The organism is Streptomyces sp. NPDC006259, from assembly GCF_042870975.1.
Taxonomy (GTDB): Bacteria; Actinomycetota; Actinomycetes; order Streptomycetales; family Streptomycetaceae; genus Streptomyces.
This window is the reverse complement of sequence record NZ_JBIAHY010000004.1, coordinates 342,700-361,615: the sequence shown is the minus strand read 5'-3', so window position 1 is coordinate 361,615 and position 18,916 is coordinate 342,700. Positions and strand designations below refer to the sequence as shown.

Below are 18,916 nucleotides of genomic sequence, written 5' to 3'. Positions count from 1 at the left end.
CTCAGCGCGGCGCGTCCACCTCCCCCGGCTCCAGCTCCACGTCGACGACCAGCGGCTCGCCCGCAACCAGCACCTGCCGGGCGCGCGAGGCGTACGAGCGCGCCGTGGTCGCCAGCAGGTACGTCCCCGGCGCCGGGACCGAGACGATGTAGGAGCCGTCGGCGAGCGAGGTGACGCGGTCCAGCTGCCGTCCGCCCTTGGACAGCAGGGTGACCGCCGCGCCCTCGACGGGATCGCCGGCCGGGTCGCGCACACAGCCGTGGACGGCCGAGGACGGGCCGTCGGCCCCCGGTGCCGCCTCCCCGGCGTCCTCCCGCGGCTCCACCGCCAGGTGCGGCAGCCGCTTCTCCAGCCGGCCCGGCAGCCACCAGTTGGACGTGCCCAGCAGATGCATCGCGGCCGGTACGAGCGCCGTGCGCAGGACGAACGCGTCCAGGGCGACCGCCGCCGCCAGGCCCACGCCCGCCATCGCGGCGCCCGAGTCGCCGCTGAGGACGAACGCGAGGAACACACAGACCATGATCAGGGCCGCGGAGTTGATGACCCGGCTGGTCTCGGCGAGTCCCACGCGGACCGCGCGGGCGTTGTCACGCGTGTGCACCCACTCCTCGTGCATCCGGCTGACCAGGAACACCTGGTAGTCCATCGACAGACCGAACAGCAGCGAGAGCATGATCACCGGCAGGAAGGCGTTGATCGGGCCCTCCTTGCCGAGGCCGAGCGGTTCCAGTCCCCAACCCCACTGGAAGACCGCGACGAGCACCCCGAAGGAGGCCGCCGCCGCGACCAGGTTCATCACGGCGGCCGTCAGCGGCACCACCAGGGAACGGAAGGCGACCAGCAGGAGCAGGAAGCCCAGGCCGATGATCGTCACCACGAACAGGGGCAGGCGGTCCCCCGTGACGGTCGCGAAGTCCTTGGAGACCGCGGTCACCCCGCCGACGTGCGCCTCGGCCCCGGCGCCCGGGATCACCTCGTCGCGCAGCCGGTCGATGAGCGTGTCCGTCTCCTCGGACTGCGGTGAGGTGGTGGGGATCACCTGGACGACGGTGACGCCCTGGGCGGGCGGCAGCGCGGTGACCCGGGCGACCCCCTCGGTGCCCTCGATGTCCTTGACCAGGGCAGTGGTGTCACCGTCCGCCACGACCACCAGGAGCGGGCCGTTGAAGCCGGGGCCGAAGCCCTCGGCGAGCAGGTCGTAGGCCTGCCGGGTGGTCGTGGTGGTGTCGTCGTTGCCCTGGTCGGTGGCGCCCAGGCGCAGCGAGAGCACGGGCAGGGCGAGGATCGCCATCACCACCAGGGCGAGCGCGGCGATCGTCTTCGGCCGCCGCTGCACGGCCTCCGACCAGCGCAGGGCGAGCCCCGTCGCCTTCTCCGGCTCGGGACCGGTCGTCGCGAGCACCCGCCGCTGCCTGCGGCTGAGCACCCGCGGGCCGAGGAAGCCGAGCAGGGCCGGGAGCAGCGTCGTGGCGGCCAGGACGCTGAGGACGACCGTGAGGGAGGTGCCGATGACGACACCGTCCAGGAAGCGCAGGTTCGTCACCAGCATCCCGGCGAGCGCGATGCACACCGTGCCGCCGGCGAACAGCACCGCGCGGCCCGAGGTGTTGAGGGCGGTGACCGTCGACTCCTCCGGGTCCATGCCGCGCAGCACGCCCTTGCGGTGCCGGGTGACGATGAACAGGGCGTAGTCGATGCCGACGCCCAGGCCGATCAGCGAGGACAGCAGCGGGGCCAGGTCGGGGATGTCGGTGACATGGCTGAGCAGCTGGGTGGAGAACATGCCGGTGCCGACGCCGAAGACGGCCACGCCGATCGGCAGGAGCATCGCCGCCAGCGAGCCGAAGGCGAGGAACAGCACGACCGCCGCGGCGGCGAGTCCCACCATCTCGGCGAGGCCGGTCGGCGGCTCCTGCACCCGCTGGACGGCCTGCCCGCCCAGCTCGACGTCCAGGCCGTCCCGCCGCGCGTCGCGCGCGGTGTCGACCACGTCCTCGACGAGTTCCTTGGGCACCGCGTTCGCCTGGTCGGTGAAGGTGACCTCGGCGTACGCGATCCGCCCGTCCCGGCTGACCTGCGCGGCGCCCCCGGGGCCCGCGTAGGGGCCGGTGACTCCGCCGACGCCCTTCATGCCGGCGATCCTCTCCAGCGCCGGCTGGATCCGGGACCGTACCTCCGCGTCCCGGACCGAACCCTCGTCCACCTTCCAGACGACCGTGTCGGTGTCGCCCGCGCGCGCGGGGAACGCCTTCTCCATCAGGTCGTAGGCCTTCTTGGAATCCGTGTCGGGGAGGGAGAAGACGTTCGCGTAGTCCGTGCCCGCGGACGAGGCCGAGAAGCCCAGTCCGAACAACGCCCCCACCCACAGCAACAGGACCACCAGCCGGTGCCGATAGCACCATCGCGCCAATGCCGCCACGCTCGCACTCCTTCGTCGTCGGTCGGTCCCCCAGGTCCTGGGCAACAGGATCGGCGCCGCCACGCGCGCGTGGCGGGGATCGGCCCCGACTCTCAAGGAACTCCAAAGCGGGAACCGGCCCCCTCGCCGACGGCCCCGCCGATACTGGGGGCATGACGACGGCCCCCGGCACCGTGCTGGTCGTGGAGGACGAACCGAGCATCGCGGACGTCCTCACCATCGCCCTGCGCTTCCACCGCTTCGAGGTCCTGACGGCGGGCACCGTCCGCGAGGCCCTCGCTCTCGCCGGCCGGGCCCTGCCCCACCCCGGCACGGGCTCGCGCGGGGAGACCCCCATCGACGTGGCCCTGCTCGACGTGATGCTGCCCGACGGCGACGGGCGGGCCCTCGGGCGGGAACTGCGTCAGCGCCGGCCGGAGTTGGCGCTGGTCTTCCTGACGGCGCGGGACGCCCCCGCGGAGATCGTCGGCGCCCTCGGCTTCGGCGACGACTACATCACCAAGCCCTTCGACATCGACGTGGTCGTCGCCCGCGTCACCGCGGTCCTGCGCCGCACCAGGCCCGCCGACGTCCTCCCGCACCGCCCACCGCTGCGCTACGGCGACCTGGAGCTGGACGAGACGACGTACTCGGTGCACCGCGCGGGCCGCACCGTCGAGCTGACCCCCACCGAGTACGCGTTGCTGCGCTTCCTGGTGCGCAACGGCGGCCGGGTCGTCCCCAAGGAGCAACTCCTGCGCCACGTCTGGCAGTACGAGCACACCCCGACCGAGTCCACCGTCGTCGAGACGTACATCAGCTATCTGCGGCGCAAGCTGGACGCGCTGGGACCGCCCCTGATCACCACGCGGCGGGGCGTGGGGTACGGGCTGGCATGAGGCGGCTGCACCGGCGTGGCATGCACTCCCTGCGCGTGAAGCTGACGGCGGCCAACGTGGCGCTGCTGGCGCTCGGCATCGTCGCCGCGACCGCCGTCAGCCTGATGGGCATGCGGCACTACCTGCTGGACCAGGCCGACTCCGAGCTGACCAAGACGCGTGCCTCGCTGAGCGGTTCGGGGCTGACGCTGCGGAAGATCGACTCGCTGAGCGTGCTCGGCTTCGTCCGCGACCGGCTGATGCCCGAGCGGGCCGGGGAACCGTCCACGCCCGACTCCGTCTTCGCCGCCGTCGGCCGCGACGGCGAGGCGGTGGCCGTCTTCGGCGTCGCGCCGACCGACGCCCAGACCGGGCTGGCCCGCGCCGTCGACGATCCGGCCGCCCTCGCCCGCGACCCGGACCCGCACGACGTCACCGTGCACGGCGCCGCCTACCGGGCGACCGCGACGCGGCTCTCCGACGGCACCTACATCCTGCTGGCCACCTCCACCGACGCCCTGCACAAGGGCATGGTCAAGGCGCTCAAGCTCGACCTCGCCGTGGGCACCCTGCTGCTGGCGCTGCTGGCCTGTCTGACGCTGTTCAGCGTGCGGCGGCGGATGCGGCCGCTGGAGGACATGGTGGAGACCTCCTCGGCGATCGCCGAGGGCGACCTGACCCGGCGGGTGCCCTCCCGCCACGATCCCACCCAGGAGGTCGAGCAACTGCGGCTCGCGCTGAACTCGATGCTGCACCAGGTGGAGACGGCGTACCGCACGCGCGAGCGCAGCGCGGCCCAGCTGCGCCGGTTCGTCGCCGACGCCTCGCACGAGCTGCGCACCCCGCTCTCCGCGATCCGCGGCTACCTCCAGCTGTACGACCAGGGGATGCTGCGCGACCCGGCGGAGCGGCGGCGCGCCTGGGACCGGATGAACGGCGAGGTGGACCGCATGGGCCGGCTCGTCGACGAACTGCTCACCCTGGCCCGCCTCGACCAGCGGCCCGAGCTGCGGCTGCGTGAGGTGGACGTGAGCCGCCTGGTGCGGGAGGCGGCGCAGGACCTGCGGGCCCAGCAGCCGGACCGGCCGGTCGCGGTCGACGCCGACGGCGCGGTCCTGGTGCGGGCCGACGAGTCGGGGCTGCGTCAGGTCCTGGGCAACCTGCTCGCCAACGTGCGCACGCACACGCCCGCCGACGTGCCGGTCCGCCTGGAGGTGGAGGGCGCCGACGACGCGGTACGACTGTCGGTGCGGGACGAGGGGCCGGGGCTGGCGGCGGACGACGCGGCGCGCGTGTTCGACCGCTTCTTCCGCGCGGGCGGGGGCGCGGGCAGCGGGCTGGGCCTGGCGATCGTGCAGGGTGTGGTGGACGCCCACGGCGGCGAGGTGGGCGTGCGCACGGCGCCGGGCGAGGGCCTGACGGTGACGGTACGGCTGCCGGCCCGCCCGGCGGAGTGCGGCTAGACGCCCGGCCGGCGTCCGGTGCGTACGCCGGTCCCGGATCCGGTGGGGCCGCCACGGGCGGAACACGCCGTCGGCCAGGTACCGGCCGCCGGCGACGTCCCTCTTCGCCGAGGTCCCCCGCGGAGGCGCCCCGCGACGGCAGCCGTCGCCGGGAAAGAACGTGCCGGCCTTCCGGCCTGCTCCCGTGCCCGGCTCTCAGGCCCGCTTCGACGCCAGTTCGATGACCGTGATGTCCGACGGGGCGCCCACGCGGGTGGGCGGGCCCCAGGCGCCGGCGCCGCGGGAGACGTACAGCTGGGTGTCGCCGTAGTGCTCCAGGCCTGCGACGGTCGGGTTCGCGGCGGCGGCGAGGAGGTTGCCGGGCCAGAGCTGGCCGCCGTGGGTGTGGCCGGAGAGCTGGAGGTCGACGCCGTGCTCGACGGCGTCGTCGATCTGCACGGGCTGGTGGGCGAGGAGCACGCACGCGCGTGCCGTGTCCCGGCCGCCGAGCGCCTTCGTGAAGTCGGGGCCCCGGCCCTCGCTCGCGCCCGCGATGTCGTTGACGCCGGCCAGGTCGAACCACGGCAGTTCGGTCCGCGCGTTCTCCAGGGGGAGCAGGCCGAGCCGCCGCACCTCCTCGACCCACTGCTCGGCGCCGGAGAAGTACTCGTGGTTGCCGGTGACGAAGTAGCTGCCGTGCCGGGCCTTGAGCCGGGCGAGGGGGGCGGCGGCCGGGCCGAGGTCCTTCACGCTGCCGTCGACCAGGTCGCCGACGACCGCGATCAGGTCGGGCTGCGTGCCGTTGATGGTGTCGACGACCTTCTGCGCGAAGCCGCGGCCGAGGACCGGGCTCAGGTGGATGTCGCTGACGACGGCGATCCGGTAGCCGTGCGCCGCGCGCGGCAGCTTGGCCAGGGGGACGGTGACCCGCTTCACGGCGGGGCCGCGCAGCACGCCGTAGGTGCCGTAGCCGACGGTGCCGACGGCGGCCGCGGCCGCGGCGCCGCCGACGACCCGCGAGACGAACAGCCGGCGGGAGGGGTCGGCGGCGCGCGGGGAACCGGTACCCTCCGGGGCCTCGGACCGCTCCCCCGGCTCGGCGGGCCGGGCGCTCGGCCGGGAGGACGACGGCACGGTCTCCGTCTCCTCGCGCGGCGCCCGCTCCGGCCGGGGCACCGGCGCCCCGGCGGGCGCCCGCCGCTCCGGAAGACGCCGCAGCAACGGCCGTAGGACCTCGCCCGCCAGGACCGCCAGCAGCAGGTAGACCGAGAGCGCCAGCCACAGGAAGCCGGGCCACGACAGAACGCGCTGGAGCCAGAAGGGGGCGCCGGTGCGTTCGGCGGCCAGGGCGCCGACGGCGAGCGCCCAGCCGCCCGCGATCAGCACCGCGCCGCCGCGCCGGACCCAGCCGGAGGCGCGGGTCGTGTCGCGGAACAGGCGGCGCCACAGGTACCAGTTGGCCCCGACCAGGACGGCCAGGGCGAGCAGCACGAGAAGGATGGCCACGGTTGTCGTATCCCCGCTGTCGGCTTCGGCGTCCGGCTATGAGGTTCGGCGCAGGGCGCGCAGTCCGCGCAACCCGATGCCCCCGACGACCGTCCCCAGTACGAAGGAGACGACGGCGAGCGTCAGATGGACCCAGAAGTAGGCCGTGGGGTCGCCGTCGTCGAACGCGAGCCCGCTGCTGTCCTTGATCAGGTTTTTGACGAAAGTGACCCAGATGACCCAGCTCCACACCCCGAAGGCGAGAAGGAACCAGGACACCGGGCGGCTGAGCTTCATGCGTTCAGTATCGCCGCCCGGTGTCCGGTTCCATGAGGGGGGTGGGGAGGGGGACGGGACTTCCCGTCGTCTGCCAGGTACTTTCTCCGTCGTGCCCGCACCCTTGAAGCAGACCGCCAGGCGAACCCTGCTGGTCACCTCCGCCGCCCTCGCGTCCCTCGCGCTCACCGCGCCGGTGTCCCCGGCGGCGCCGATCCCGTCGCCCTCGGCCCCGGCCGTCGGATCGCCCTCCGCCTCGGCCTCGCCCTCGGGCCGCCCGTCGGCTTCGGCTTCGGCTTCGGCTTCGGCCACTCCGCCGGCGAGGATGTCGTCGCTGGGCGGGGCCCGCCTCGGGCGGGCCGGGACGCAGGTCCAGCTCGGAGCCGGCGCGCCGGTCCTGCCGAAGGACCTCACCGCGCGGTCCTGGATCGTCGCGGACGCCGAGTCCGGCCAGGTGCTCGCCGCGCACAACGCGCACTGGCGGCTGCCCCCGGCGAGCACCATGAAGATGCTTTTCGCGGACACCCTCCTGCCCAGGTTCCCCAGGACCACGCCGTACAAGGTGGCGCCGAAGGACCTGGAGGGCCTGGGCGCCGGCTCCAGCCTGGTCGGGATAAAGGAGGGCGAGACCTACTCGGTCCACGACCTGTGGCTCGGCGTCTTCCTGCGCTCCGGCAACGACGCCGTGCACGTGCTGTCGTCGATGAACGGCGGCGTCGCCGACACGGTGCGGCAGATGAACGAGCACGCCGACGAGTTGCAGGCCCTCGACACCGACGTGGTCTCCCCCGACGGCTACGACGCTCCCGGCCAGGTCTCCTCGGCCTACGACCTGACGCTGATCGCCCGCTCCGGGCTCCAGAAGAAGGACTTCCGCGAGTACTGCTCGACGCTGACCGCGAAGTTCCCGGGTGCCACGACGAAGAACAAGAAGGGCAGGACGGTCCGGGAGACCTTCGAGATCCAGAACACCAACCGGCTGCTGACCGGGGACTACGACATCAGCCAGTACCCGGGCATCGCGGGCGTCAAGAACGGCAACACCACCAACGCGGGCGCCACCTTCACCGGCGTCGCCGAGCGCGACGGACGGGTGCTGCTCGTCACGGTGATGAACCCGGAGAAGGACGGCCACAACGAGGTCTACAAGGAGACCGCCGCCCTGTTCGACTGGGGCTTCCAGGCGGCCGGCAAGGTGGCCCCGGTGGGCCAGCTGGTCCCGCCGAGGAACGCCGCTCTTTCCAGTGCGCAGCCCGGCGCCGGCGCCGGGCTGGGCGGGGAGGCCGGCGGCACCGGAAACGTGTCCGGCAAGCCGGTGGCGGGCGCGGCCACCGAGGACGGCTCGCGTGGCGTCTGGGTCGCCATGGCGATCAGCGGCGGGGTGCTGGCGCTGCTCGCCGCTGCCGTGTTCCTGGTCAACCGCCGGTGGCCGCTGCCGGATCTGGTGCGCCGCCGCCGCTGACCCGGTCCGGCGCGCCCGGACCGGCGCCGGTGTCGGGGTCGGGGTCGGTGCCGTGCGTCGCGGTCCACGCGGCGCAGAACAGGATCAGTTTGGCGGTGAAGTTGATCCACAGCAGCAGGGCGATGGGCACGCCGAAGGCGCCGTACATGCTCTTCGCGGCCACGCCCTGCAGATAGCCGCTGAGCAGCAGCTTCAGCAGTTCGAAGCCGACGGCGCCGGTCAGCGCCGCCACGATCAGGCGGCGGCGCGGCGGCTCGACGCCCGGCAGCAGCGTCAGGACGTAGAGCAGGAGCAGGAAGTCCGCCAGGACGGCGAAGAGGAACGCGGCGATACGCAGCAGGATGCCGCCCCAGCCGGACTTGTCGATGCCCGCCTGCTCGATGATCCAGCCGACCATCGCGGAGGCGACGGTGGAGATGGCGAGGGTGACGAGGACGGCGCCGCCGAGGCCGAGGAGGACGCCCAGGTCCTTGGCCTTGCGCAGGAACGGGTTCTCCTCCTCGTCGGGCAGCTCCCACACCGCGCGCAGGCATTCGCGCGTCGAGCCGGCCCAGTTGACGCCGGTGAACAGCAGGGCGGCACCGGCGATGAGGCCGACGGTGCCGGCGTTCTGCACCAGGTCGTCGATGTTCAACCGGTCGGAGATGCCGGGCACCTGGTCGGTGATCCGGTCCTGGAGTTCCTTCTGCCGCTCGGGGCCGAGGGTGGCGGCACCGATCGTGGCGGCCACGGTGAGCAGCGGGAACAGGGCGACGAAGCTGGTGAACGTCATCGCGGCGGCCAGCATCGTCCACTGCACCCGGTCCAGCCGGTCGTACGACCGCCAGGCGTGCGTGGCCATCAGGCGCGCGATCCACGGCCCGATCCCGGGGAGCTTTTTCAGCCAGTCCATGATCCGACTCTGCCCTTGTTAGATCCGCGCGATGCTCCCGCGAGCACCGTGTCCGTCCGTCTACCCCGGAACCGCGCGACGGTGACCGGGGACGGGACGGCGCGTCACCAGTCGGCCACCGCCAGGCCGTACATGGTGAGCCAGGCCAGACCGATCAGGGCGAGGGCGCGGTCGCCGAGGACGACCTCCTCGGGTTCGCCCGCGGTGCCGCGGTCGGCGAAGACGGCGTAGCGCAGGACGGCCAGGATGAAGGCGACCACGGACAGCTGGCGCCAGGGCAGCACGCTGGTGTGCGGGACGCCGCCCTCCTCCAGGGCCCACAGGCAGTAGCCGAGCACGGCGACCCCGGCCGCGAGCTGCCAGACGAAGCGCAGGTAGCCGGTGGTGTACTCGGTGAGCAACGCGCGCGTGGCGCCCGCCGTCCCGGCCATCTGCACGGCTTCGGAGTAGCGCTTGGCCGACACCATGAACAGCGCCCCGAACCCGGTGGTGATCAGGAACCAGCGCGACAGCGGGATGCCGAGCGCCAGTCCGCCGATCACGGCCCGCATCAGGAAGCCGGTGGTGACGATGACGAGGTCGACGACGAGGACGTGCTTCAGGCTGACGCAGTACGCCAGTTGCATAGCCAGGTAGGCGGCGAGGAGCACGGCCACGGCCGGCGTGGTCAGCCACGCCGCCGCGGCCGGCGCGAGGACCGCCAGGGTGCCCCCGACGGCGTACGCGACGGGGACCGGGACCTGGCCGGCGGCGACCGGGCGGTGCCGTTTGGTGGGGTGGGCGCGGTCGGCCTCGGCGTCACGGGCGTCGTTGACGAGGTAGACGGCGGCGGAGCAGGCCGTGAACAGGGCGAGGACCAGGGCGAGTTCGGTGAGGGCGTGGACGGTGAACAACTGCCCGGCCGCGGCGGGGGCGGCGACGACGAGCACGTTCTTGACCCACTGCTTGGGGCGGGCGGTGCGCAGGAGGCCGGCCGGCAGGGAGCCGGTGGGTGCGCTCTCGCCGGCGTGCGGGGTGGGATCGGCGTCGGCGCGGTGGCGGGCGCGTTGTCCGAGGAGGGCGGGTTCCGGGGAGCGTGCCTCCGTGAGGCGGTGGGTCTCGGCGAGGGGCGCGGCCTCAGTCATGGACGCCTCCCCGGACACCGTGCGCCCCGGCCTTCATCCAGCGGGCGCCGAGGCGCGCCGCGAGGGCTCCCAGGGCCGCCCCCGCGGCCACGTCGGAGGGGTAGTGCACGCCGACGACCAGGCGCGACAGGCACATCGCGGCGGCGAGCGGGGGCACGGCGTGCGCCCCGAGGGCGCTGTAGGCGACGGCGGCGGCCGCGGCGGAGGTCGCGTGCGAGCTGGGGAAGGAGTGCCGTCCGGCGGTGCGGACGAGGGGCTCGACGTGCGCGGGACGCGGGCGGCGCACGATCCGTTTCACCCCCATGCTCGCGAGGTGGGCGCCCGCGGTGAGCGCGGTGGCGCGCAGCCAGGCGCCGCGCCGGGCACCGTCCAGGGCGGCTCCCGCGAGGCCCGCCGCGAGCCACAGCGCGCCGTGCTCGCCCGCCCGGGACAGGGTGCGGGCGGCGGCCGCGACGCGCGGATCGGCGCCACGGGCGTGGACCGCCGTGAGGATGCGGTGGTCGATGCCGTTCTCCGTGCCGTGCGTGGCCCGCGTGCCCTGTGTGCCGTGGGTGGCCTGCGCGGCCCGCGTGCCCTGCGCGGCCCGCGTGCCCTGCGCGGCCCGCGTGCCCTGCGCGGCCCGCGTGCCCTGCGCGGCCCGCGTGCCCTGCGCGGCCTGCGCGGCCTGCGCGGCCCGCATGCCCTGGGCGCCTTCCGTGCCGTGCGTCTCGCGCGTGCCTTCCATGCCGTCCATGTCGTCCAAGTCGTCCATGTGGATCCACTGTTCACGCCGGGCGGGCCGGAACTCCGGCAATATCGAGCGACATACCATTAATCACCCATTTCGGGGAGGGTGGAATGTTTCAAAACTAATCGCTGACAACGGGGCGATACGGTCACCGACATGCCTGCCGAGACCGTTTCCGTCACGGGGTGGGGCCGCACCGCTCCCTCCACCGCCCGTCTGATCCGTCCCAGGACGTACGAGGAGGCCGTGAGCGCCGTCCGGGACTGCGGGGCGCGCGGCGGCATCCCCAGGGGCCTGGGGCGGGCGTACGGGGACGCCGCGCAGAACGCGGGCGGGGCGGTGCTCGACATGACGGGCCTCGACCAGATCCACGCCATCGACGTGGCCGGCGGCAGCGTCCTGTGCGACGCGGGCGTCTCCCTGCACCACCTGATGGAGGTCCTGCTGCCGCTCGGCTGGTTCGTGCCGGTCACCCCCGGCACCCGCTACGTGACCGTCGGCGGGGCGATCGGCGCCGACATCCACGGCAAGAACCACCACGTCTGCGGCTCCTTCTCCCGGCACGTCGTCTCGCTCGAACTGCTCACCGCCGACGGCACCGTCCGCACGGTCCGCCCCGGTACCGCCCTCTTCGACGCCACCGCGGGCGGCATGGGCCTGACCGGCGTGATCCTCACCGCGACCGTCCGGCTCCAGCCCGTCGAGACGACCCTCATGTCCGTCGACACCGAGCGCGCGACCGACCTCGACGACCTGATGGCCCGGCTGACCGCGACCGACCACCGCTACCGCTACTCGGTCGCCTGGATCGACCTGCTCGCCCGCGGCGCCGCCACCGGCCGCGCCGTCCTGACCCGCGGCGACCACGCCCCCCTCGCCGCGCTGCCCGCCCGCGCGCGAAGCGCCCCGCTGTCCTTCCGCCCCGCCCGGCTCCCCGCCGCGCCCTCCCACGTCCCCGAGGGGCTGCTCACGCGCCGGACCGTGGGCCTGTTCAACGAACTCTGGTACCGCAGGGCGCCACGCGCGCGTACCGGCGAACTCCAGCGGCTGTCCGCCTTCTTCCACCCCCTCGACGGCGTCCCGCACTGGAACCGCGTCTACGGCCGCGGCGGCTTCGTGCAGTACCAGTTCGTCGTCGGCCACGGCCGGGAGGAGACCCTGCGCCGGATCGTGGACCGCATCGCGCGGCGCCGCTGCCCGTCCTTCCTCGCCGTCCTCAAACGGTTCGGGGAGGCCGACCCCGGCTGGCTCTCCTTCCCCGTGCCCGGCTGGACGCTGGCCCTGGACATTCCCGCGAACCTGCCCGGCCTCGGCGCCTTCCTCGACGAACTCGACGCGGAGGTCGCCGCCGCCGGCGGACGCGTCTACCTCGCCAAGGACTCCCGGCTGCGACCGGACCTGCTCCCCGCGATGTACCCGCGGCTGGACGACTTCCGCGCGCTGCGCGCGGAGCTGGACCCACGGGGAGTCTTCGTGTCCGACCTCGCTCGCCGGCTCACCCTCTAGGCACACCTGCCGCCGCAACCCCTTTCCACCACCCCAGGAGCAGTCGTGAAGGACGCCTTCGGCCTCCCCCAGTCCCTTCTCGTCCTAGGAGGCACGTCCGAGATCGCGCTCGCCACCGCGCGCCGTCTGATCGCCCGCCGCACCCGAACGGTGTGGCTGGCCGGACGCCCCACGCCCGCTCTGGAGTCGGCCGCCGCGGACCTGCGGGTCCTCGGCGCCGACGTGCGCACCGTCGCCTTCGACGCCCTCGACCCCGAGGCGCACGAGAGCGTGCTCGGCAAGGTGTTCGCGGAGGGCGACATCGACCTGGTGCTGCTCGCCTTCGGCGTGCTCGGCGACCAGGCCCGCGACGAGCGCGACCCGATGGCCGCCGTGCGCGTCGCGCAGACCAACTACACGGGCGCGGTGTCGGCGGGCCTGGTCGCCGCCCGCGCCCTCCAGTCCCAGGGCCACGGCTCCCTGGTCGTGCTGTCGTCCGTCGCCGCCGAGCGGGCCCGCCGCGCCAACTTCATCTACGGCTCCAGCAAGGCCGGTCTGGACGCCTTCGCCCAGGGGCTGGGCGACGCGCTGCTCGGAACGGGCGTCCACGTCATGGTCGTACGCCCCGGCTTCGTCCGTACCAGGATGACCGCCGGGCTGGAGGAGGCGCCGCTGGCGACCACCCCCGAGGAGGTCGCGGCCGCCGTCGAACTGGGGCTGCGACGGCGCTCGGAGACGGTGTGGGTGCCGGGGGTGCTGCGCGTGGTGATGTCGGGACTGCGGCACCTGCCGCGCGGGCTGTTCCGCAGACTGCCGCTCTAGGTTCTCGCCCGGCCGGGCCGGTCAGCGGGTGGGGAGGGAGTCGCGGTCCACGTGGGCGGCCTGCGGGGGCACGACCGGACCGCCGAAGGCATACTCGTGGAGCTTGCGCCAGATGCCGTCGGCGCCCTGCTCGTAGAGGCCGAAGCCGGTGCAGGACCACTCGGCCCGGTAGTCGGCGAGTTCCTCGTACGCGCGGTCCATCGCCGCCTCGTCGATGCCGTGCGCCACCGTGACGTGCGGGTGGTAGGGGAACTGGAGGTCGCGGGCGACCGGCCCGGAGGCGTCACGGACCTGCTTCTGGAGCCAGGCGCAGGCGGAGGCGCCCTCCACCACCTGGACGTACACCACCGGCGACAGGGGCCGGAAGGTGCCGGTGCCGGACAGCCGCATCGGGAACGGGCGGCCGGCCTCGGCCACCGCGGTCAGGTGTGCCTCGACGGCCGGGAGGGAGCTGCCGTCGATCTCCGTCGGCGGCAGCAGCGTGACGTGCGTGGGAATGCCGTGAGCAGCGGCGTCGCCGAAGCCCGCGCGCCGCTCCTGGAGCAGGCTGCCGTGAGGCTCCGGGACCGCGATCGACACGCCGATCGTTACGGTCCCCACGTCGTCTCCTTCGTCGCGTCGGATGTACCGGATGTGCCGGGCGCCGGCCCGGTGCCGGGTTCGTGCTCGGTCGTACGGCTATCGACTGTACGGCCACGGCCGCGCTGGGGGCAGGCGCGGCGGAAGTGATGTGCAGCGCTCTGCCCGATGGAACGTGTGTGCGGTGGTGCGCCCTCAGTGCTTGGCGGGCAGGAAGCCCACCTTCTCGTACGTCTGGGACAGCGTCTCCGCGGCCACCACACGGGCCTTCTCGGCACCCTTGGCCAGGATCGAGTCGAGCGTCTCGGGGTCGTCCAGGTACTGCTGGGTGCGGTCCCGGAACGGCGTGACGAAGTCGACGACGACCTCGGCGAGGTCCGTCTTGAGGGCGCCGTACAGCTTGCCCTCGTACTGCCGCTCCAGCTCCGGGACGCTCGTGCCGGTGAGGGTCGAGTAGATGCCGAGGAGGTTGCTCACGCCCGGCTTGTTCTCGGGGTCGAAGCGGATGACCGTGTCGGTGTCCGTGACCGCGCTCCTGACCTTCTTCGCGGTGGCCTTCGGCTCGTCGAGCAGGTTGATGAGGCCCTTCGGCGTGGACGCCGACTTGCTCATCTTGATCGACGGCTCCTGAAGGTCGTAGATCTTGCCCGTCTCCCTCAGGATGTACGGCTTCGGGACCGTGAAGGTCTCGCCGAAGCGGCCGTTGAAGCGCTCGGCGAGGTCACGGGTCAACTCGATGTGCTGGCGCTGGTCCTCGCCGACCGGCACCTCGTCGGCCTGGTACAGCAGGATGTCCGCGACCTGGAGGATCGGGTACGTGAACAGGCCGACCGAGGCGCGGTCGGCGCCCTGCCGGGAGGACTTGTCCTTGAACTGGGTCATGCGGGAGGCCTCGCCGAAGCCGGTGAGGCAGTTCATGACCCAGGCGAGCTGGGCGTGCTCGGGGACATGGCTCTGCACGAACAGCGTGCACCGGTCCGGGTCGAGCCCGGACGCGAGCAACTGCGCGGCGGCCAGCCGGGTGTTGGCCGTCAGCTCCCCCGGATCCTGCGCGACCGTGATCGCGTGCAGGTCGACGACCGTGTAGAACGCGTCGTGCGACTCCTGGAGGGCCACCCACTGACGGACGGCACCCAGGTAGTTGCCGAGGTGGAACGAGCCTGCGGTGGGCTGGATCCCGGAGAGCACGCGGGGACGGTCATTCGCCATGCCCACCATTGTCTCAGAGCCGCGAGGGTGGTCGCGGAGGGTGCGGGGACCGGGGGCGCGGAGACCCGGGGGCGCGGGGGCCGGTCGCGCCCGCGGCGTCAGCCGCGGACCGGCACGGCCCCCGCGCCCCGCCCGTGGCGCCTCAGCCGAGGTCGATCTCCGGGTACAGCGGGAAGCCGGCCACCAGGTCGGTCGCGCGCCGGGAGATCTCGTCGGAGACCTTCTCGTCCAGCACGTGGGAGGCCTTCGACGGGGCGCCCGACTTCGTGGTGCCCGGCTCCGCCGTCGTCAGGACGCGGTCGATCAGGCCCGCCACCTCGTCCATCTCGGCCGTGCCGAGGCCGCGCGTGGTCAGCGCCGGGGTGCCGACGCGGATGCCGGAGGTGTACCAGGCGCCGTTGGGGTCGGCGGGGATGGCGTTGCGGTTGGTGACGATGCCCGAGTCCAGCAGGGCCGACTCGGCCTGGCGGCCGGTGAGGCCGTAGGAGGAGGCGACGTCGATCAGGTTGAGGTGGTTGTCCGTGCCGCCGGTGACGAGGTTCGCGCCGCGCCGCATCAGGCCCTCCGCCAGCGCCCGGGAGTTGTCGACGACGCGCTGGGCGTAGTCCTGGAACGAGGGCTGCCGGGCCTCGGCCAGGGCCACCGCCTTCGCGGCCATCACGTGCGGGAGCGGGCCGCCGAGGACCATCGGGCAGCCGCGGTCCACCTGGTCCTTGAGCGAGTCGTCGCACAGGACCATGCCGCCGCGCGGGCCGCGCAGCGACTTGTGGGTGGTGGTCGTGACGATCTGGGCGTGCGGGACCGGGTCGAAGTCGCCGGTCAGCACCTTGCCCGCGACCAGGCCCGCGAAGTGCGCCATGTCGACCATCAGGGTCGCGCCCACCTCGTCGGCGATCTCCCGCATGATCCGGAAGTTCACCAGGCGGGGGTACGCCGAGTAGCCCGCCACGAGGATGAGCGGCTTGAACTCGCGGGCGGAGACCCGCAGGGCCTCGTAGTCGATGAGCCCGGTGGCGGGGTCGGTGCCGTAGGAGCGCTGGTCGAACATCTTGCCGGAGATGTTCGGGCGGAAGCCGTGGGTGAGGTGACCGCCCGCGTCCAGGGACATGCCGAGCATGCGCTGGTTGCCGAAGGCCTGGCGCAGCTCGCCCCAGTCGGCCTCGGAGAGGTCGTTGACCTGGCGGGCGCCGGTCTTCTCCAGGAAGGGCGCCTCCACCCGGTCGGCGAGGACGGCCCAGAAGGCGACCAGGTTGGCGTCGATGCCGGAGTGCGGCTGGACGTAGGCGTGGCGGGCGCCGAAGAGTTCACGGGCGTGCTCGGCGGCGAGGGACTCGACGGTGTCGACGTTGCGGCAGCCGGCGTAGAAGCGGCGGCCGACGGTGCCCTCGGCGTACTTGTCGCTGAACCAGTTGCCCATCGCGAGGAGGGTGGCCGGGGAGGCGTAGTTCTCGGAGGCGATCAGCTTGAGCATCTCGCGCTGGTCGGCGACCTCCTGGCCGATCGCGTCGGCGACGCGCGGCTCGACGGCGCGGATCGCGTCGAGGGCGGCGCGGAAGGCGGTGGACTCGGTGGAGAGGGGCTGCTGCTCTGACATGACGTCGGCCTCCGGGTGGCGTGGCGTGCAAGCGGTCACGGTCTCGGTCTGGCCCAGGCGCACGGCACTCGGTCAATGCAGGCCGCTCCCCGATGGTCCGTCCCATCCCAGCGCGCCAGTCACGGCCTGCCGTCAGCCTACCGGGACCGCCGCACGCCGAAGGTGTCACGTCCACCATGCGAGCGACGGCCGCGAGGGCGGGCGGCGTCACCCATAGAGTCTCTGTTCGTGCTCTTCGGAATGGTGTGCGCCCTCGGTTCGGCCGTCTGCTTCGGTGCGGCGACGGTGTTGCAGGCGATGGCCGCGCGGGCGGTGGAACCGGGCCCGGACGGCGGGGCGGCGCTGTTCCTGCGGGCGGTGCGGCAGTGGCGGTTCCTCGCCGGTCTGGCGCTGGACGGGCTGGGGTTCCTGTTCCAGGTCGCCGCGTTGCGGTCGATCCCGATCTACGCCGTCGGGGCGGCCCTCGCCTCCAGCCTCGCGGTGACCGCGGTGGCCGCGGCCCGGCTGCTCGGGGTGCGGCTGAGCCGGGCCGAGTGGGCGGCGGTGGGCGTGGTGTGCGGCGGACTCGCGCTGCTGGGGGTCGCGTCCGGGGCGGAGGGGGACCGCGGCGGGCCGGACGCGCTGGGGTACTTGCTGCTCGGGGTCGCCGCGGTGGTTCTGCTGCTGGGACCGGCCGCCGGGCGGCTGCCCGAGCGGCGGCGGGCGGCGGTGCTCGGGCTGGGGGCCGGGCTCGGGTTCGGGGTCGTCGAGGTGGCCGTCCGGCTGATCGACTCCCTCGGTCCGGCCGACCTCGCCGCGAACCCGGCGGCGTACGCGCTGCTGGTGGGTGGTGCGGCGGCGTTCCTCGCCCTCACCTCCGCCTTGCAGCGCGGTTCGGTGACGGCGGCCACGGCGGCGATGGTGATCGGCGAGACCATCGGCCCGGCGACGGTGGGCGTGGTCTGGCTCGGCGACCGCACGCGGGAGGGCCTGGGCTGGCTGGCGGTGACGGGCTTCGCGGTGGCCGTGGCCGGGGCCCTGGCGTTGGCCCGCTTCGGGGAGGCGCCGGGGGGTGCCGCCGAGGAGGGGACCGCCGCGCCGAGCGTGTCCGGGGAAGCGGAGGGCTGACGGACCGTCGGTCACGGCAGCACCCTGCACAGCGCGTTCAGGGCTCCCGTCCAGGCGTGGTCGGGTGGGGTGCCGTAGCCGACCACCAGGGCGTCCAGCGGGGCCGTGCGGGTCGCTTCGTGGCGGAAGTAGGAGAGTCCGTGCAGGGCCAGGCCCTGCCAGGCGGCCGCCTGGAGCACCGGCTGTTCGGTGCCGGGCGGCAGGCCGACCACCGCGTGCAGGCCCGCCGCGATGCCGGTCACGTGGGCGTCGGGGGCGTGTTCGGCCAGGGCCGTGACCAGGGCGTCGCGGCGGCGGCGGTAGCGCAGTCGGGCCGAGCGGACGTGGCGGTCGTAGGCGCCGGAGGTGATGAACTCGGCGAGCGTGAGCTGGTCCAGCGCGCCGCAGGTGTCGATGCCGCCCTTGGCGCCGGCGGCCTCCTCGACGAGGCCGGGTGGCAGCACCGCCCAGCCGAGCCGCAGGGCGGGCGCCAGGGACTTGCTGGCCGTGCCCAGGTAGACGACGTGGTCGGGGTCGAGGCCCTGGAGGGCTCCGACGGGCTGGCGGTCGTAGCGGAACTCGCCGTCGTAGTCGTCCTCCAGGACCAGTCCGCCGGTGCGGCGCGCCCAGTCCACGACGGTCGCCCGCCGGTCGCGGTGCAGGGGGACGCCCATCGGGAACTGGTGGGCGGGGGTGAGCAGGACCGCTCCCACGTCGCCGAGCCCGTCCGGGTCGGTGCCCAGCCGGTCGAAGGGCAGCGGAACGGTCCGCAGTCCGGCCGCCCTCAGCTGCCGCTCGTGCGCGTCGAGGCCGTACGACTCGACGGCGACCGTCCGCGCCCCGCGGGCGCGCAGCACGGTGCCGAGCACCTGGAGGCCGTGCGCGAACCCGGCGACGACGAGGACGCGTCCGGGGTCCGTGCGGACGCCGCGGGCGCGGGCGAGGTAGCCGGCGAGGGCGGTGCGCAGTTCGGTGCGGCCGCGCGGGTCGCCGTAGCCGAGGGCGTCGTTGGGGGCGGCGGCGAGGGCGCGGCGGGCGGCCTTGAGCCACTCGGCGCGAGGGAAGGAGCCCAGGTCGGGGGTGCCTGGGCGCAGGTCGTACGCCGGGTGGTGGTCCGGCCTGCGCGGAGCCGCCGCCCCGGTGGGCGGGGCCACCGCCCGGTCCGACACGCGCGTGCCGGAGCCCTGTCTCGCGGTCAGCCAGCCCTCGGCGACCAGGTCGGCGTAGGCCTCGGCGACGGTGTTGCGGGCGATGCCGAGGTCGGCGGCGAGCGTGCGGGAGGACGGCAGCCGGGTGCCGGGGGCCAGCCGGCCGCTGCGGACGGCCTCGCGCAGGGCGTCGGTCAGTCCGCGCCGCACGCCGGGACCGGTCGGTTCGAGGTGCAGGTCGACGCCCAGAGTGGCCCATGATTCCGCCATGGAAATGGACCATACCCGTGGGCAGCTCCCCTCCTAGGG

The 18,916-nt window shown here is 73.8% G+C and carries 16 protein-coding genes and 1 riboswitch; of the genes, 6 read left to right on the top strand and 10 right to left on the bottom strand.

The genetic code is table 11. From position 1 onward, the window contains the following. Position 1: 1 nt before the first annotated feature. A complete protein-coding gene (locus ACFYO5_RS18240) occupies positions 2–2,410 on the bottom strand; it encodes an MMPL family transporter (protein WP_388710406.1) in 2,409 nt (802 codons plus the stop codon). Positions 2,411–2,571: 161 nt separating this feature from the next. Between ACFYO5_RS18240 and ACFYO5_RS18235 the strand changes: the two genes are divergently transcribed. After that, a complete protein-coding gene (locus ACFYO5_RS18235) occupies positions 2,572–3,297 on the top strand; it encodes a response regulator transcription factor (RefSeq protein ID WP_388709695.1) in 726 nt (241 codons plus the stop codon). Further along, positions 3,294–4,739, top strand: a complete 1,446-nt coding sequence (locus ACFYO5_RS18230; RefSeq protein ID WP_388709693.1) for a sensor histidine kinase — start codon at positions 3,294–3,296, stop codon at positions 4,737–4,739. Before ACFYO5_RS18235 ends, ACFYO5_RS18230 begins: the two co-directional genes overlap by 4 nt. A 195-nt stretch (positions 4,740–4,934) precedes the next feature. Here ACFYO5_RS18230 and ACFYO5_RS18225 read toward each other — a convergent pair whose 3' ends face one another. Together ACFYO5_RS18225 and ACFYO5_RS18220 are read right to left on the bottom strand one after the other, a co-directional pair. Then, positions 4,935–6,224, bottom strand: a complete 1,290-nt coding sequence (locus ACFYO5_RS18225) for a metallophosphoesterase (protein ID WP_388709691.1) — start codon at positions 6,222–6,224, stop codon at positions 4,935–4,937. A 36-nt stretch (positions 6,225–6,260) separates the two neighbouring features. Next, positions 6,261–6,500 carry an SCO4848 family membrane protein gene (locus tag ACFYO5_RS18220; protein ID WP_264936557.1) on the bottom strand — a complete coding sequence of 80 codons (240 nt, stop codon included), beginning with the start codon at positions 6,498–6,500 and terminating at the stop codon, positions 6,261–6,263. Positions 6,501–6,591: 91 nt separating this feature from the next. Between ACFYO5_RS18220 and ACFYO5_RS18215 the strand changes: the two genes are divergently transcribed. Further along, positions 6,592–7,941: a D-alanyl-D-alanine carboxypeptidase family protein gene (locus ACFYO5_RS18215; RefSeq protein ID WP_388709689.1), complete on the top strand. Its 1,350-nt coding sequence runs from the start codon at positions 6,592–6,594 to the stop codon at positions 7,939–7,941. On the opposite strand, the gene ACFYO5_RS18210 is transcribed toward ACFYO5_RS18215, so the two are convergent. From ACFYO5_RS18210 to ACFYO5_RS18200, 3 genes are all read right to left on the bottom strand, one after another. Then, positions 7,895–8,833 carry a YihY/virulence factor BrkB family protein gene (locus ACFYO5_RS18210; RefSeq protein WP_388709688.1) on the bottom strand — a complete coding sequence of 313 codons (939 nt, stop codon included), beginning with the start codon at positions 8,831–8,833 and terminating at the stop codon, positions 7,895–7,897. The two genes, ACFYO5_RS18215 and ACFYO5_RS18210, sit on opposite strands and share 47 nt — an antisense overlap. A gap of 104 nt (positions 8,834–8,937) precedes the next feature. Continuing rightward, entirely contained in the window at positions 8,938–9,957 is a 1,020-nt protein-coding gene (locus ACFYO5_RS18205; protein WP_388709686.1) for a decaprenyl-phosphate phosphoribosyltransferase, read from the bottom strand. Continuing rightward, positions 9,950–10,462 (bottom strand): phosphatase PAP2 family protein, encoded by a 513-nt coding sequence (locus ACFYO5_RS18200; protein WP_388710404.1) that lies wholly within the window; start codon positions 10,460–10,462, stop codon positions 9,950–9,952. The genes ACFYO5_RS18205 and ACFYO5_RS18200 overlap by 8 nt, the downstream gene beginning before the upstream one ends. 378 nt (positions 10,463–10,840) lie before the next feature. Between ACFYO5_RS18200 and ACFYO5_RS18195 the strand changes: the two genes are divergently transcribed. Beyond that, a complete protein-coding gene (locus ACFYO5_RS18195; RefSeq protein ID WP_356560211.1) occupies positions 10,841–12,190 on the top strand; it encodes an FAD-binding oxidoreductase in 1,350 nt (449 codons plus the stop codon). A gap of 45 nt (positions 12,191–12,235) precedes the next feature. Beyond that, positions 12,236–12,991: a decaprenylphospho-beta-D-erythro-pentofuranosid-2-ulose 2-reductase gene (locus ACFYO5_RS18190; protein ID WP_356560212.1), complete on the top strand. Its 756-nt coding sequence runs from the start codon at positions 12,236–12,238 to the stop codon at positions 12,989–12,991. Positions 12,992–13,012: 21 nt separating this feature from the next. On the opposite strand, the gene ACFYO5_RS18185 is transcribed toward ACFYO5_RS18190, so the two are convergent. From ACFYO5_RS18185 to ACFYO5_RS18175, 3 genes are all read right to left on the bottom strand, one after another. Then, positions 13,013–13,591 carry a 2'-5' RNA ligase family protein gene (locus ACFYO5_RS18185; RefSeq protein WP_388709684.1) on the bottom strand — a complete coding sequence of 193 codons (579 nt, stop codon included), beginning with the start codon at positions 13,589–13,591 and terminating at the stop codon, positions 13,013–13,015. Between the two features lie 174 nt (positions 13,592–13,765). Beyond that, on the bottom strand, positions 13,766–14,779 hold the full coding sequence (trpS, locus tag ACFYO5_RS18180) for a tryptophan--tRNA ligase (protein WP_388709682.1): 1,014 nt from the start codon (positions 14,777–14,779) through the stop codon (positions 13,766–13,768). Between the two features lie 142 nt (positions 14,780–14,921). Continuing rightward, a complete protein-coding gene (locus ACFYO5_RS18175) occupies positions 14,922–16,373 on the bottom strand; it encodes a glycine hydroxymethyltransferase (protein ID WP_388709680.1) in 1,452 nt (483 codons plus the stop codon). Positions 16,374–16,417: 44 nt separating this feature from the next. Next, positions 16,418–16,506: riboswitch (ZMP/ZTP riboswitch) on the bottom strand. 107 nt (positions 16,507–16,613) lie between these two features. Here ACFYO5_RS18175 and ACFYO5_RS18170 point away from each other — a divergent pair. Continuing rightward, on the top strand, positions 16,614–17,480 hold the full coding sequence (locus ACFYO5_RS18170; RefSeq protein ID WP_388710402.1) for a hypothetical protein: 867 nt from the start codon (positions 16,614–16,616) through the stop codon (positions 17,478–17,480). An 11-nt stretch (positions 17,481–17,491) separates the two neighbouring features. Here ACFYO5_RS18170 and ACFYO5_RS18165 read toward each other — a convergent pair whose 3' ends face one another. Further along, positions 17,492–18,877 (bottom strand): PLP-dependent aminotransferase family protein, encoded by a 1,386-nt coding sequence (locus ACFYO5_RS18165; RefSeq protein WP_388709678.1) that lies wholly within the window; start codon positions 18,875–18,877, stop codon positions 17,492–17,494. Between the last annotated feature and the right edge of the window lie 39 nt (positions 18,878–18,916).